Below are 13,533 nucleotides of genomic sequence, written 5' to 3' on the forward strand. Positions count from 1 at the left end.
GGGCAATGGGTTTCAGGCCTGCCGAACAGCGCGACGACGTGCCATCCAGTCTTTAATTTGCTGACGATGCAGGCTGACGGAACGACCTACGACAACGACAATAAGTAATGCACCAGAGAGGGCGCTGGATATCTGGTTAGGCACGCCAGCCATCTGCAACCCCTGCTGCAGATAGCCCACTAACAGCGCGGCGATGGCTGTGCCGAGAATTGACCCGGAACCGCCATAGATGTTGGCACCGCCCAGGACGACCGCCGTAATGGCCGGCATCAGGAAGGAGGCCCCCAGATCGGAGCGAGCAGAGCCAAAGTAAGAAACCAGCAGCACCGCTGCGACTGCCGATGCAAAGCCGGTCATCGCGTACAATGCGTATAGCGTCTGATTCACCGGGATAGCGCTATACAGCGCCACGCGGGGGCTTTGCCCAATCAGGAAGACATTTCGTCCGGCGTGGGTTCGGTGCATCAACAGCCAGAAAAAGAGCACGCTGACGAGAAAGAAGATCAGTGGCACGGGTAGGCCCAGCACATCAAGGTTGGCAAAATCGGTGAAGCCCTGTGGGAAGCCGCCAATACCTTCATAACCGGTCGCCCCTGCCATCCCCGACAGCAACAATGCGCTGCCGCCAAACAGGTACAACGTTCCCAGCGTGATAACCAGAGGATTCACGCCCGTGTAGATAATCAGCCCGGCGTTGATCAATCCGCACAGCGCGCCCAGCGCGAGCGTCAGGATAATGGCCAGCGGCAACGGTACGCCCCCCTGGAACATCACGCCCAGCGCGATAGCGCACAGCCCCATCGTGGAGCCAAAAGAGATATCGATCCCGCCGCTGACGATCACCATGGTTAAGGGGAGGGCAACAATACCAATGCAGATAAAGTCGCTGGTGCTGAACAGCAGTACGTTCAGATCCAGCAGTCGAGGGTTCAGAGCGCCAAATCCCAGAATTTCAATCACCAGTAGCGCGGCGAGCGCCAGTTCCCAGCCGTAACGATGTAAACGAGTCATCAGGCAACCTCACGTTTTTTAGCGGTGCGCACAGTATCCGCGGCGCTTTTTGTCGACGGACACGGCTGAGGCTGCGGAGTGAAGCGGGCATATTTTTGTCGGCGGATATTACGTTCCAGCGCGCAGCGCAGTCGGCCGTCAAATACCAGCACCGCCAGCAGGACCAGACCGGCAATAAAGTCATTCCACCAGGCCGGAATGCGCAGCAGGACCAGTACGCTATCGATTTGAGTCAGGAAATAGGCACCAAGCACGGCGCCAATGATTGTCCCGGAACCGCCCAGCAGACTGATTCCACCCAGTACGCAGGCAGCAATGGCTTTCATTTCCAGCCCGGTTCCGGTCTGATTAGGGATGAAGCCAATCTGAGAAGCAAAGACGATCCCAGCCAGCGCCGCCATGCAACCGTTGAGCGAGAAGGCCAGAATACGGATGGCTTCGGTACGTACTCCCAGTTGCCGTGCGCCCTGCAAATTATCCCCGGTGGCATAAAAACAGCGACCAAAGGCGGTTTTTGCCAGTAGCCAGGCCATCAGCAGCATCAGGAGTAGGGTCAGCCAGCCGATGGCGGAGATCCCGAGGAAAACCGGGGCGGAGAGTTGCTTAAGCTGTGCAGGCAGTCCTTCAATCCATTTACCGCCCGTCCAGAGCAGCATGACGCCGCGATACAGACCCAGCGTTCCTAACGTGGCAACAATTGCCGGGATTTTCAGCCAGGCGACCAGCACGCCATTAATAACCCCCGCCAGCAATCCCAGTAGCAGCGTCGCTACGCAGGCCACGGGCAAGGGATATCCCGCGTTCAGCAGCAGCCCCAGCAGCACGGCGCACATCCCGGTTATCGAGCCGACCGATACGTCGATGTTGCGGGTCAGCATCACCAGCGTCGCCCCCATCGCCAGCAGCATGAGAATTTGGGCGCTGCTGAAGATCATCGTCAGCGTCTGAACACTGAGGTACTGGCTGTCAAGCATCCCCGGCAGAACGAACAGCAACAGCACTGCCAACAGTGCGGTTGCCTCGCGATTATTCTGAATAAATTTCAGCATGGCGCCTCCCCGGTATGTGGCGTAGTCCCTGACGGGCGGTCGCCAAACGCAACGTGCATGATGGTGTCGACATTAATCTCGTCGCCCTGCAGGGCATCGTTGCCTGTTTCCCCCTGGTGCATGACGTAAACGCGATCGGCCATCTGTTCGATCTCCTCCAGATCGGACGAGATGAACAGCACCGCGACATTCTGAGCCGCAATACTGCGGAGCAACTGGTAGATGTCGTTACGGGCAGAGACGTCCACTCCGCGCGTCGGCTCATCCACGATCAGCACTTGCGGCGAGGCTTCGAGGCATTTGGCGATCAAAATTTTTTGCTGATTACCACCGGAGAGCGTGCGGGCAGGTTGTTCGGGATCGTTCAGCTTGATATTGAGCGCGCGGCGATAACGTTCGAGCGTGGCGCTGTCTTTTGCCGGATTTGCCCAGAAACCGCTGTGGTTATGGGTTAATGCGCAAACATTCCACGCCAGCGAGGCATCCAGATTCAGTCCTGATGATTGCCGATCCTCCGGTAGATATACCAGACCATGCTGCAGACGCTCGCGTGTGGAAAGCGTGGAGATATCCTTGCCGCCGAGTACGACGCGTCCGGCCCGCAGAGGTCGTAGCCCGTAAAGCGTTTCTGCAAGTTCGGTGCGCCCGGCGCCGACCAGGCCAGCCAGACCTAAAATTTCCCCGGCACGAACCTCGAAACTGACGTTCATGAATCCTTCACCGGTGACATTTTCGAGGCTCAATACTGGTGTGCCTGCATCGTGCTGCGGACGGTTGCCAGGCAATTCCAGCCACAGTTTCTGGGTCGCGCTCAGCGTGTTAGTACGTGACGCTGGCGTAATGGCCTGGATAATTTCGTCTGTGCTCAGGTCCGCCGTTTTACCGGAGAGCGCAATGGTTCCGTCCCGCATCACGCTAATGTAATCCGCAATCTGGCGTATCTCAGGCAGCTTGTGGGAGATGAAAACGATCCCTACGCCGGCACTCAGCAACTCACGCAGACGACTGAACAACCGATCTGTTTCTGCTGGTGTGAGTGAGGCTGTGGGTTCATCAAGGATCAAAATTCGCGAATCGCGCATCAGCCCGCGCAGGATTTCGACCATTTGCCGGTCGGCGACATCCAGTGAACCGGCCTGGCTGTTGATATCAAACTGGCAGCCCAGCGCGGCGAGCATCGCGCTCATTTTTTGCGCCGAGCTTTGGTGTTTGGGCAGACCAAACAGGACATTCTCTTTTACCGTCAGGCTGGGGAAGAGCAGTGGCTCCTGTGGTACAAGGTAGATCCCCAACTGATGCGCCAGGATCGGCGTCAGTTTTGTACAGCGGGATCCTTCAATCTCAATGCTTCCGCTGTCCGCCGGAGTAATACCGGCGATAATTTTCATCAGCGTGGATTTCCCGGCACCATTCCCTCCCAGCAGCGCATGGACTTCGCCTTTACGCAAGGTAAAGTTAATACCTTTCAGTACCTTAACGCCGGAGTACTGCTTACAGACAGACTGTGCGCTGAGTAGCGGAGCGATTTTTTCGTGACTCATTTACGTGCCACCTCCGTTCGGCCTGGGTAGAATCAGGTTGAACAAATGTATTGAGCGATTCGAATTGTTCATAACCTTATGACCTAACTGCTCATAAAACCGACGAATAGATCACGTTTTATGCTAAAATGATCGGAGTAATTAAATTTGTTCAATAAAAAGCCACCGAAATGTGGGTTTAATCACAGTTATTAACTACCAATGAATGAACAATTGCGTTCAGAAATTCGATATGTTCAAAGTGAAGACAGAATGATGACTATTAACGACCCGATGATTTCCGGGCAAGGGATGTGTGAAGAAGAGCTGGTGGCACGCATTGCGTGGTTCTATTACCACGACGGTATGACGCAGAGCGACATCAGCAACAGGCTGGGGCTGACGCGGCTTAAAGTGTCGCGCCTGCTGGAGAAGGGGCATCAGTCCGGGATTATTCGTGTACAGATTAATTCTCGCTTTGAAGGCTGTCTGGAATATGAAACTGAATTACGTCGTCGCTTTGAGCTGAACAATGTACGGGTCATCCCGGGACTTCCCGGAGCAGATGCCTGCGTTCGCCTGGGGATTGGCGCCGCGCATATGCTGATGGAGTCACTCCAGCCACAGCAGATTCTGGCGGCCGGTTTCGGCGAAGCGACCATGAACACGTTAAAGCGACTGAGCGGATTTATCTCTGCTCAACAAATTCGCCTGGTGACGCTCTCGGGTGGCGTGGGGCCTTACATGACTGGGATTGGACAACTCAACGCGGCCTGTCCGGTCAGTATTATTCCGGCTCCGCTTCGCGCCTCCTCAGCAGAGATTGCCCGGACGTTAAAAAATGAAAACAGCGTCCAGGATGTCCTGCTGGCTGCCCAGGCTGCCGACGCGGCCATTGTCGGTATCGGCGCAATCAACCAGAAAGATGAGGCCACCATTATTCGCTCAGGCTATATCACTCAGGGTGAACAGCTGATGATTGGCCGCAAAGGCGCTGTGGGCGACATTCTGGGCTACTTCTTTGATGGCGAAGGGCAGGTGATTCCGGATATGAAGATCCACGATGAACTTATCGGGTTAACCCTCAATACCCTGAAGACGATCCCGACGGTGATCGGTGTTGCCGGAGGCGTGAATAAAGCGGAAGCGATCGCTGCGGCGATGAAAGGGGGTTATATCAACGCATTGGTCACTGACCAGGAAACTGCCGCCGCCATTGTCAGCGGGCAGTAATGCGTATCTGCCGTGCAGTCGCGCGGCAGGGAAGTAACAGAATTTCCGTTTGTACTGTGGAGAAAGCATTGACGACCTGACAAATATAATAAGCCGAGGACAAAAACGATGGCCCGACTCTGTACCCTCTCTGAATCAGCACATTACCTGATGGCACTGGACGCCGGAACCGGAAGCGTTCGCGCCGTGATTTTCGACCTGGAAGGTAAACAAATCGCGGTGGGGCAAGCGGAATGGCGGCATCTCGCCGTACCGGATGTGCCCGGCTCGATGGAGTTTGATCTGGGGAAAAACTGGCAACTGGCCTGTGAGTGTATTCGTCAGGCGCTGCATAACGCCGGGATTGCGCCAGAAGCGATTGCTGCCGTTTCAGCCTGTTCGATGCGTGAAGGCATTGTGGTCTATGATGCAGAGGGGACGCCTGTCTGGGCCTGCGCAAACGTGGATGCCAGAGCGGCACGGGAAGTCAGCGAACTTAAGGAGATCCACGATTACACCTTCGAAAGTGAGGTCTATCGCAGCACGGGACAGACGCTGGCGCTGAGCGCCATCCCACGCCTGCTCTGGTTGGCGCATCATCGTTCGGATATCTATCGTCGCGCCTCAACGGTCACGATGATCAGCGACTGGATGGCCTACATGCTCAGCGGTGAGCTGGCGGTGGATCCTTCCAATGCCGGAACAACGGGCCTGTTGGACCTCAAAACGCGAGACTGGAAACCGTCATTGTTGCAGATGGCAGGATTGCGGTCGGATATTCTCTCACCGGTTAAAGAGACAGGAACGCTCCTGGGAAGGGTGACGGCCCAGGCCGCTGCACAGTGCGGGTTGAAAGCAGGTACGCCAGTGGTAGTAGGCGGCGGAGATGTTCAGTTGGGCTGCCTTGGCCTTGGGGTCGTACGTCCGGCGCAAACCGCCGTGCTGGGCGGCACATTCTGGCAGCAGGTGGTGAATTTACCCGCTCCGATTGTTGATCCGGAGATGAATGTGCGCATTAATCCGCACGTCATTCCGGGAATGGTGCAAACCGAATCCATCAGCTTTTTTACTGGCCTGACGATGCGCTGGTTTCGTGACGCTTTCTGTGCAGAAGAAAAGCTGATCGCTGAGCGTCTGGGGGTAGATACCTACACCCTTCTGGAGGAGATGGCTTCCCGGGTACCGGCAGGTGCATGGGGAGTGATGCCAATTTTCTCTGACCGGATGCGTTTCAAGAGCTGGTATCACGCCGCTCCTTCGTTTATCAACCTGTCCATCGATCCGGAAAAATGCAATAAAGCTACGCTGTTTCGTGCGCTGGAAGAGAATGCGGCCATTGTATCGACCTGTAATTTGCAGCAAATCGCCGATTTTACCGGCATCCATCCTACTTCACTGGTATTTGCTGGGGGGGGCTCGAAGGGCAAACTCTGGAGCCAGATTCTGGCGGATGTATCAGGGCTGACGGTTAATGTGCCGGTCGTCAAAGAGGCAACGGCGCTCGGCTGCGCCATTGCTGCCGGTGTCGGGGCAGGGATCTGGTCATCTATGGCCGAGACCGGTGAACGACTGGTACGCTGGGAGCGGGAACATGTGCCGGATAAAGAGAAGCACGAGCTTTATCGGGAATCACGTGAGAAATGGCAGGCGGTATATCAGGAGCAGTTAGGTCTGGTCGATCACGGGTTGACGACCTCTTTGTGGAAAGCGCCGGGTTTATAACAGGAGATCGCAATGATTAAATCGAACGAAGCGCAGCATGAGTACCGTTTTGGTGATAGCGGCCCGAAATATCTCATTCGCGGTCCGGTATGTGACATGGGCGTCGTCATGCTCCAGCCCGGTCAGTCTTTTCCCAACCATCGTCACATCGAAGCCTGCGAGATTTTTTATACCCTGGCAGGTGAAGTGACGTTATATCTGAACGGTGAGCCCTACACGTTAGGCTCGGGGGATGTTTTGCACTGCGATCCCGGTGAAGCACATTTTCTGGTGAACAGAGGTGAGGTTCCGTGGAAAGGCGTCTTTGTTAAATCTCCGCATATTCCGGGAGACAGTCATCCGGTTGAGCCGACGACGTATTAGCCACTGGTATTTTAAGTAAATCGACTCCATTAGATGAAGGCTGGGGCGGGTGATGTTACTCGCCTTGCTCCATTTATCGAATGTAGACATGGTCGAATCCTACCAACTTGCCGGGCCTCTGGCATATTGCTACCGCGCTATTGTCTATACCTAATCGCGACCGCGGGGCTTTTCTTGCCGCCGTAATAATACAAAGTAAATTTAAAGAAAGTCTTAATTATGAAAATCAGCCTCTTCTCCAGCTTGATTTTCACCAATACATCCTCTGAGTATATCTACTCAGAGGCTAATCTTTGATTTTAAGTACTGAATAATTAAAGTTTGCTCAGAGTATCATTTCCCTCACATACGATATTCGATCATCCCGCTCTTTTTAGCAACCCAGTCATACAAGCGTTGTCCACGCAGATTGGTTTCATGTGTATGCCAATATAATCTTGACGCGTGGTGTTTTTGAGCCTCTTGTTGAACATACTCGATAAGCTGTTTACCGATGTGTTGTCCGCGTACATCTTCGCTAACAAATAAATCTTCAAGATAGCAATAATTTGAATCTGTCCAGGTTGAACGGTGAAAGAGATAATGCACCAGACCTACTATTTTTCCATCATATTTAGCGACAGCACAATAAACAGGCTCGCACGGCGTAAGGAAACGCTCCCATGTTAATTTTGTTACTTCCTCGGAAATTTTAGTGCGATAAAATGTTTGGTAGTTTAGCCATAAAGGAAGCCAGTTGGTGTAGTCTTGTTGTTCTGCGGTTACTATAGTAATAGTCTTTTTGTCGTTCATATATTTATCCTGATATTATAAGAATAATGTGCCCGGATGATTATCCTGGATTTTTTATAACTTCTTGTAAAGTGACACTTTTCATCAATTGATAGGATCCACTTTTAGCATAAAGGTTAATAAAATGAAGAAAAACAATGCACCTTTATTTCAAGGATTTGTTTTAGGCAACGGCATCGTGAAGGAACAGATCTATCACACACTCCGTGATCACATTCTTACAGGCCGATTACCCGCAGGAACAAAAATGCCTTCAACCCGGGCGTTGTCCGAGATGATGTCAATTTCACGCAACTCGGTGATTGCCGGTTATGACCGGTTATTAGATGAAGGGTATATCCTGACCCGAAAAGGGTCTGGTACGTATGTAGCGCACAATATTCCGGATCTAAGTATCAGCAATAGTTATCCGAAGATAGAGTTAGGGGAAGTCGTCGCGCCAGATGAACAAGTAAACAACCGAAATGACCCGGTTCTGGATTTATGGTCGAATGAGTATGAAGGGCGCGGCATGAACCGTCTGTTTGCGGTTGGCGTTGGGTGCACGGATCTCTTCCCACATGCGTTATGGGGAAAACTACTGCAGCGGGTCTGGAGACAATCCAGGTATCAACTGGGCGCTCACACTCATCCTTGCGGCTATCTTCCTCTGAGAAAAGCGGTTTGCCGTTATATCAAAACAACGCGTGGAGTGAACTGTAACGAAGATCAGATCATTATCGTAAATGGCATCCAACAGGCATTGAACATTACTGCGCGAGCGCTACTTTCAACGGGAAGTGATGTTTGGCTGGACAACCCGGGTTACAAAGGTGCGCGAGGGGTTTTTATGTCAGTTGGCGCTATGGTTAGGCCAGTCCAGGTAGATAGCGAAGGAATGAACGTCCGCTATGGCATTGAGAATTTTCCAAACGCTAATCTCGCCTATGTTGTTCCGTCGGATCAATATCCATTAAGCGGATCGTTGAGTTTAACCCGGCGTTTTGAATTGCTGGAATGGGCGAAGTCAAACCAGGCATGGATATTTGAAGATGATTATAATAGCGAATTCCGGTATGCCGATCGTTCTTTACAAGCATTACAGGGATTAGATCAGAATCAACGGGTAATCTATGCTGGAACATTTTCTAAAATGATGTATCCAGAATTCCGTTTAGGTTTTTTAGTTGTCCCTCCTGGTTTAAAAGAACAGATTATGGTGACGAAATATTTTACCGATCTCGGCACCAGCTATCTTGAGCAGGCAGTGATGACGAGTTTTATTGAGGATGGGCATTATGCCAGTCATGTGCGTCGAATCCGCAAGGCGTGCTATGAAAGAAGAACGACGCTGGTCAATGCCATTCAGGATTATCTCGCTGATAAAATGATCGTTCAGCCTTCTGACTCCGGCGTTCATATTGTGTGTTGGCTACAAAATGGCTTAACCGGAAATGAAGTTGAAGAGAAAGCCAGATTACTTGGCATGGGAATACTCTCCCTAAGCCGTTATTACCACGGGGATGTCTTACGACAGGGAATTTTGATTGGCTTTGCCAATCATCCGTCAGAGGAAATTGTTGATGGGATACGTCGCCTTGCTCAGGTTATTTAAATTGTAACTTATTCAATTTTTATCATTAATACAGTGGATCCGTAAAAAACACGCATTGTGGTTCTTTTGGCCTGGTCAGTTTGATCATACTCTGCGCGGGTTTAATCCTGTTTTGTAAGAGGTACGGATATGTCAGACATCTTTAATCAATTCCATCAACCCATTGGTATGTCTTTGTCTGACTGGCGTGGAGCCCCTTTTCCCGAGGCTCAACAAATTACAGGTCGCTATTGCCAGCTTGAACGTATTAACGCCGCTCGCCATGCAAAGGGTCTTTACGAAGCGTACTGTGAAGCGAGTGATTTTCGCGACTGGACTTACTTGCCGGTAGGACCCTTTGAGACCTTTGATGCCTTCTTCGTTTATTTAAAAAAGATTGAAGAACAAACAGATCCCATGCATTTTGCCGTGATCGATTTAGCCAGTATGAAACCTGTGGGTACGTTTGCGCTTATGCGTATTGATCCCTCCAATGGTGTGATTGAGGTTGGGCACATTTCTTACTCCCCTCTGATGAAACGCACGCGAGCGTCAACGGAAGTCATGTCATTGGTTTTAAAGTACGTTTTTGAGGACCTGGGCTATCGTCGTTTTGAATGGAAATGTGATGCTTTAAATGCGCCTTCCCGTGAAGCGGCAGAGCGCTTTGGCTTCAGTTTTGAAGGCATATTTCGTCAGGCTATCGTTACCCGTGGACGTAATCGTGATACTGCATGGTACTCAATCATTGACGGGGAGTACCCGACGCTCAGACCCGCCTACGATATGTGGCTCGATGAGGGTAATTTCGATAACCAGGGACGGCAGATTAAGCGTCTTGCAGAGCTGATGAAAAGGGCATAATTAAATTACATTTCCAGCTACCATCCTAGTGAGAAATTAAAACCGACCTGCGTGCTGCCTTTATTGCTGCTATTTTTCTGATACCCCGCCTGTAACGTGTAGGCGGTATTCGCGGTCACGTTACCCGTCAGGCCTATCGCCATGAATGGTCTTAATCTATGATTTTCATGAGGTTTGTTGCTGAATCCCCCGGCATATTCAATATCCCCTTGAAAGCCATTAGAACGGCTGGAGAGATTGGTGCTGACGCCGAATTGCGAATTGAGCCTGAGCGTTTTGGCGAGCTGATACTGAGTTTTGAGCCCGGTCTGTAATTCTGTTGTGGCTATTTCAAGTCGCTCAAAATGTGCAGGGAAGGCTATATCTCTGTTCTCCTGATAGCCATCGCGGGTTAAGGATGAATACCGAAGCCCGGTAAATGGGCTGAAAAAAAACGGTTCCGAGACGACAAAGGTATAACTTGCCTCGGCCGATGCAGTATAACCCTTAATGGTCGAGTGACCTTTTCCTGCCTCGGTGTTAGCTCGTGTATTACGTTGGATAGTAACGTTATCCCGGATCCCTGCCATTGAGAGAGCGACAGTCAATCCTGCGGGTTGTGTTCCCCGGTGGTATTGCAGATATCCGGCGATACCAGGGTGTAGGTTGTTACGAAAACGATAATTATCGTTGATCCTGCCTCCGAGCGGAAAACTCAATGCGATCCCCGATACCAGTGAACCATCCGCGAGAAGTGACATACTGGCATTGAAGCCCGCACTATCCCGGCGATTGCCTTGCATCGCGTCGGCCTGGAAAAAAGACTTCAGGCAGTAACGGTTGCCAGGGGTACTATAGCAACGTTGGTCCGACAGTGATGTTAATGCCTGCTGGTATAAATCCAATACCTGGTAGCTTCTCTTTGCTGTGTCGGCCATTGCCTGGCGGCTATTGATAACATCAATGATAGTGATCTCCGGTTTTTCCTGAGGGATGTCCTGTGGCGGCGTCACGGGCGGATTAACCGCTGGCGGCGTCACGGGCGGATTAACCGCTGGCGGTGTCACGGGCGGATTAACCGCTGGCGGTGTCACGGGCGGATTAACCGGCGGTGGTGTCACGGGCGGATTAACCGGCGGTGGTGTCACGGGCGGATTAACCGGCGGTGGTGTCACGGGCGGATTAACCGGTGGTGGTGCCACGGGGGGATTTACCGGAGGAACAGGCGCGGGGTATTTTATTCTCCAGAGAGTGGCGTGAGTTTCTCCTGCATCAGTGTCAGCACTGCCTGCAATAAGGGTTCCATCGTGATTAACAACCCGCGCCACAGAACTGCCGCTGTTGTCCCGGCGTAAAGTCCCGAGTCCCGTCATCTTCGCGTTTCCCTGACGGTACAGGTATGCCTGGGAATCGCCTGAATCGGTATGCGCGCTACCGACAACAACCTGACCATCAGCAGAAATGGCATAAGCGTAGGAAGGACCGTTATTATCTGTTTGCAGCGATCCAAGATTGGTCATGCGCCGATCGCCTGCATTATACAAAAATGCTTGTATCCCGCCACTGTCGCTGGCGGCGTTCCCCACAATAACGTTACCATCGGCCGAAGTGGCCAGGGCCAGCGAAGAACCGCTATTATCAGCGCGCAGCGACCCTAATCCTGTCATCTGTAATTCATCGATAGAATAGCGGAATGCCTGGCTGACACCTCTGTCGGTTTGTGCGGAGCCGACGATGATTTTTCCATCGGCAGAAATGGCTGTCGCCTGTGAACTGCCCTTATTGTCACTGCGTAGCGTCCCTATCCCTGTCAGGTGAGTACTTCCATCACGATAGAAAAAGGCCTGACTGCTACCGTAGTCGGTATCTGAATTTCCAGTAAGAATGCTGCCATCATCTGAAACCGCGGTGGCCGAAGAATAACCCTGATTTTTAGCGCGAAGTGTGCCCAGATCGCTCAGGCTGCCACTGCTCACCAGATAACGAAAAGCGTGAGAATAACGAGCGTCGACATCAGCCTCTCCAACAACCACCTGACCGTCACCCGATAAGGCATGAGCGCTGGAATAACCGATATTATTCGCCCTGAAAGTACCGATTGGCGTCAGATGCGTATCGCCAATGCGGAAAACAAAGGCCTGGCTTCTGCTGGTATTGGTATCCGCCCAACCTGCAATAACGCTCCCGTCATTGGAAATGGAGGTTGCTTCTGAATACCCTTGGTTATCACTTTGCAACGTACCTAAATCATGCGCAATAAGATTATCCAGATTGATAATAAACGCCTGGCTGTTTTGCTTGATGGTGACCGTTCCCACCGCATGAGAACCATTTTTGGCAATGGCGGTAATTTTGGAGGTGGCGTTATCGGGAAAATTGCCAGCAATATCTTGGGGATCAATAGTCAAAGGCTGCGCTGACGCGCCTGAGTTGATTAACAGCCAGGAATATAACAATGTTTTTACTTTCATAACTAACTATATACCGTGAAAATTTTTGTCTGTGTTATATGAATTCGGAGGGGAGTTGATGAGATTTATCAACTAAATAATGATTGTGGTATTAATGGCTAAATAAAATTATCTTATTTTGTGATAATTGAGATAACAATTGGATATCCATTACTAAAAGTGCAGTTGTACGCTGAAAATAACAATCCCAGGTAATATCACCCCACCTTCAACACTGGCAGATTTATTAATGTTATATTGCAAAGCATGATAGATGTAAGGTGCAAATCCTATGCCGGTAACATCCTTAATGTTTTTATAGACTCCTTCATCGCCACAATGGCTAAAGGTGTTGAGGAAAAACTCCCCGGCATAGGCATATCCACCTTTAAAGATCCAGCGTCCCTCGGTAATCCAGTCTTTGCGTACGCCTAGCAGTAAACATCTGTCAGCAAAACTATTTTTCAGTGAACCGATGGCCAAACTATAGTCAGAATCCGGGCTAAGCCTTCTCTCAAAAGCAACATACTGATTCTGAAAATATTGGGTATAGCTTTTGGCTGGATTATAGGCATGATAAACGAATGCGGTCGGATTGATCGCATACAACGTTTTCTCGCTACACATCGCAAATGTTGAATAAGAAAGGATTAACACTGCTACTAAATACTTCATGGACAACCTTGTTCATTAGCTGGAAATTATACTGGATGGTGAGTCACCAGATTAGCGATCCTGATTTATAAATCAGGTTGTGTAAACTGGCAGGAGTATAATTAAATCTTAGGTGTAGCATAAACCTGCATGGTTTTAGGAAAATAATATTTAAATACGGTATGGCTTGCAGCAATCAAAAATAAACCGGAGACAGTCCATCGCTCCCTCCGGTTTCAGGATTATTTCAGCCGGGGCTCAAGCCAGACCAGCGCCAGTGTGGAGAGGGCGCACATCAGCAGAATGCCGACAAACCAAAATAGATACCACATCGTACACTCCTC

Annotated in this window: 12 protein-coding genes; 5 read left to right on the forward strand and 7 right to left on the reverse strand. The window is 50.9% G+C overall.

The window, feature by feature from the left end; genetic code table 11:
* Nucleotides 1–12 precede the first annotated feature (12 nt).
* From lsrD to lsrA, 3 genes are read right to left on the reverse strand one after another with little or no spacing between them, the layout of a single operon-like run.
* On the reverse strand, nt 13–1,011 hold the full coding sequence (lsrD, locus tag On2M_RS08895; RefSeq protein ID WP_151224198.1) for an autoinducer 2 ABC transporter permease LsrD: 999 nt from the start codon (nt 1,009–1,011) through the stop codon (nt 13–15).
* Nucleotides 1,011–2,060: an autoinducer 2 ABC transporter permease LsrC gene (gene lsrC / locus On2M_RS08900; RefSeq protein WP_187259322.1), complete on the reverse strand. Its 1,050-nt coding sequence runs from the start codon at nt 2,058–2,060 to the stop codon at nt 1,011–1,013. The genes lsrD and lsrC overlap by 1 nt, the downstream gene beginning before the upstream one ends.
* Entirely contained in the window at nt 2,054–3,601 is a 1,548-nt protein-coding gene (gene lsrA / locus On2M_RS08905; RefSeq protein WP_151224200.1) for an autoinducer 2 ABC transporter ATP-binding protein LsrA, read from the reverse strand. The genes lsrC and lsrA overlap by 7 nt, the downstream gene beginning before the upstream one ends.
* A gap of 255 nt (nt 3,602–3,856) precedes the next feature.
* Between lsrA and lsrR the strand changes: the two genes are divergently transcribed.
* The 3 genes from lsrR (at nt 3,857) to On2M_RS08920 (ending at nt 6,877) form a co-directional block, all read left to right on the forward strand.
* Nucleotides 3,857–4,813: a transcriptional regulator LsrR gene (gene lsrR, locus On2M_RS08910; protein ID WP_151218769.1), complete on the forward strand. Its 957-nt coding sequence runs from the start codon at nt 3,857–3,859 to the stop codon at nt 4,811–4,813.
* Nucleotides 4,814–4,921: 108 nt separating this feature from the next.
* Entirely contained in the window at nt 4,922–6,514 is a 1,593-nt protein-coding gene (lsrK, locus tag On2M_RS08915; protein WP_151218524.1) for an autoinducer-2 kinase, read from the forward strand.
* Between the two features lie 12 nt (nt 6,515–6,526).
* Nucleotides 6,527–6,877, forward strand: a complete 351-nt coding sequence (locus tag On2M_RS08920) for a cupin domain-containing protein (protein ID WP_151218525.1) — start codon at nt 6,527–6,529, stop codon at nt 6,875–6,877.
* 342 nt (nt 6,878–7,219) lie between these two features.
* Here the strand turns inward: On2M_RS08920 and On2M_RS08925 are convergent, their stop codons facing one another.
* Nucleotides 7,220–7,669 carry a GNAT family N-acetyltransferase gene (locus On2M_RS08925; protein WP_151224201.1) on the reverse strand — a complete coding sequence of 150 codons (450 nt, stop codon included), beginning with the start codon at nt 7,667–7,669 and terminating at the stop codon, nt 7,220–7,222.
* Nucleotides 7,670–7,793: 124 nt separating this feature from the next.
* On the opposite strand from On2M_RS08925, the gene On2M_RS08930 reads away from it, so the two are divergent.
* Nucleotides 7,794–9,263, forward strand: a complete 1,470-nt coding sequence (locus On2M_RS08930; protein WP_187252974.1) for a PLP-dependent aminotransferase family protein — start codon at nt 7,794–7,796, stop codon at nt 9,261–9,263.
* 129 nt (nt 9,264–9,392) lie between these two features.
* Entirely contained in the window at nt 9,393–10,106 is a 714-nt protein-coding gene (locus On2M_RS08935; protein ID WP_151224203.1) for a GNAT family protein, read from the forward strand.
* Nucleotides 10,107–10,123: 17 nt separating this feature from the next.
* On the opposite strand, the gene On2M_RS08940 is transcribed toward On2M_RS08935, so the two are convergent.
* The 3 genes from On2M_RS08940 to cbdX form a co-directional block, all read right to left on the reverse strand.
* Nucleotides 10,124–12,493, reverse strand: coding sequence for an autotransporter domain-containing protein (locus On2M_RS08940; RefSeq protein WP_210904680.1), 2,370 nt, complete (start codon nt 12,491–12,493; stop codon nt 10,124–10,126).
* A gap of 216 nt (nt 12,494–12,709) precedes the next feature.
* Nucleotides 12,710–13,210 (reverse strand): hypothetical protein, encoded by a 501-nt coding sequence (locus On2M_RS08945; protein WP_151218530.1) that lies wholly within the window; start codon nt 13,208–13,210, stop codon nt 12,710–12,712.
* Between the two features lie 221 nt (nt 13,211–13,431).
* Entirely contained in the window at nt 13,432–13,521 is a 90-nt protein-coding gene (cbdX, locus tag On2M_RS08950) for a cytochrome bd-II oxidase subunit CbdX (RefSeq protein ID WP_151218531.1), read from the reverse strand.
* Nucleotides 13,522–13,533 lie beyond the last annotated feature (12 nt).

It is taken from the genome of Citrobacter sp. On2M (assembly GCF_018035235.1).
GTDB lineage: Bacteria > Pseudomonadota > Gammaproteobacteria > Enterobacterales > Enterobacteriaceae > Citrobacter > Citrobacter meridianamericanus.

Excerpts from the sequence above, each read along its gene's own strand:
- lsrD (WP_151224198.1), bottom strand. The coding sequence starts at position 1,011 with ATGACTCGTTTACATCGTTACGGCTGGGAACTGGCGCTCGCCGCGCTA.
- lsrC (WP_187259322.1), bottom strand. The coding sequence starts at position 2,060 with ATGCTGAAATTTATTCAGAATAATCGCGAGGCAACCGCACTGTTGGCA.
- lsrA (WP_151224200.1), bottom strand. The coding sequence starts at position 3,601 with ATGAGTCACGAAAAAATCGCTCCGCTACTCAGCGCACAGTCTGTCTGT.
- lsrR (WP_151218769.1), top strand. The coding sequence starts at position 3,857 with ATGACTATTAACGACCCGATGATTTCCGGGCAAGGGATGTGTGAAGAA.
- lsrK (WP_151218524.1), top strand. The coding sequence starts at position 4,922 with ATGGCCCGACTCTGTACCCTCTCTGAATCAGCACATTACCTGATGGCA.
- On2M_RS08920 (WP_151218525.1), top strand. The coding sequence starts at position 6,527 with ATGATTAAATCGAACGAAGCGCAGCATGAGTACCGTTTTGGTGATAGC.
- On2M_RS08925 (WP_151224201.1), bottom strand. The coding sequence starts at position 7,669 with ATGAACGACAAAAAGACTATTACTATAGTAACCGCAGAACAACAAGAC.
- On2M_RS08930 (WP_187252974.1), top strand. The coding sequence starts at position 7,794 with ATGAAGAAAAACAATGCACCTTTATTTCAAGGATTTGTTTTAGGCAAC.
- On2M_RS08935 (WP_151224203.1), top strand. The coding sequence starts at position 9,393 with ATGTCAGACATCTTTAATCAATTCCATCAACCCATTGGTATGTCTTTG.
- On2M_RS08945 (WP_151218530.1), bottom strand. The coding sequence starts at position 13,210 with ATGAAGTATTTAGTAGCAGTGTTAATCCTTTCTTATTCAACATTTGCG.
- cbdX (WP_151218531.1), bottom strand. The coding sequence starts at position 13,521 with ATGTGGTATCTATTTTGGTTTGTCGGCATTCTGCTGATGTGCGCCCTC.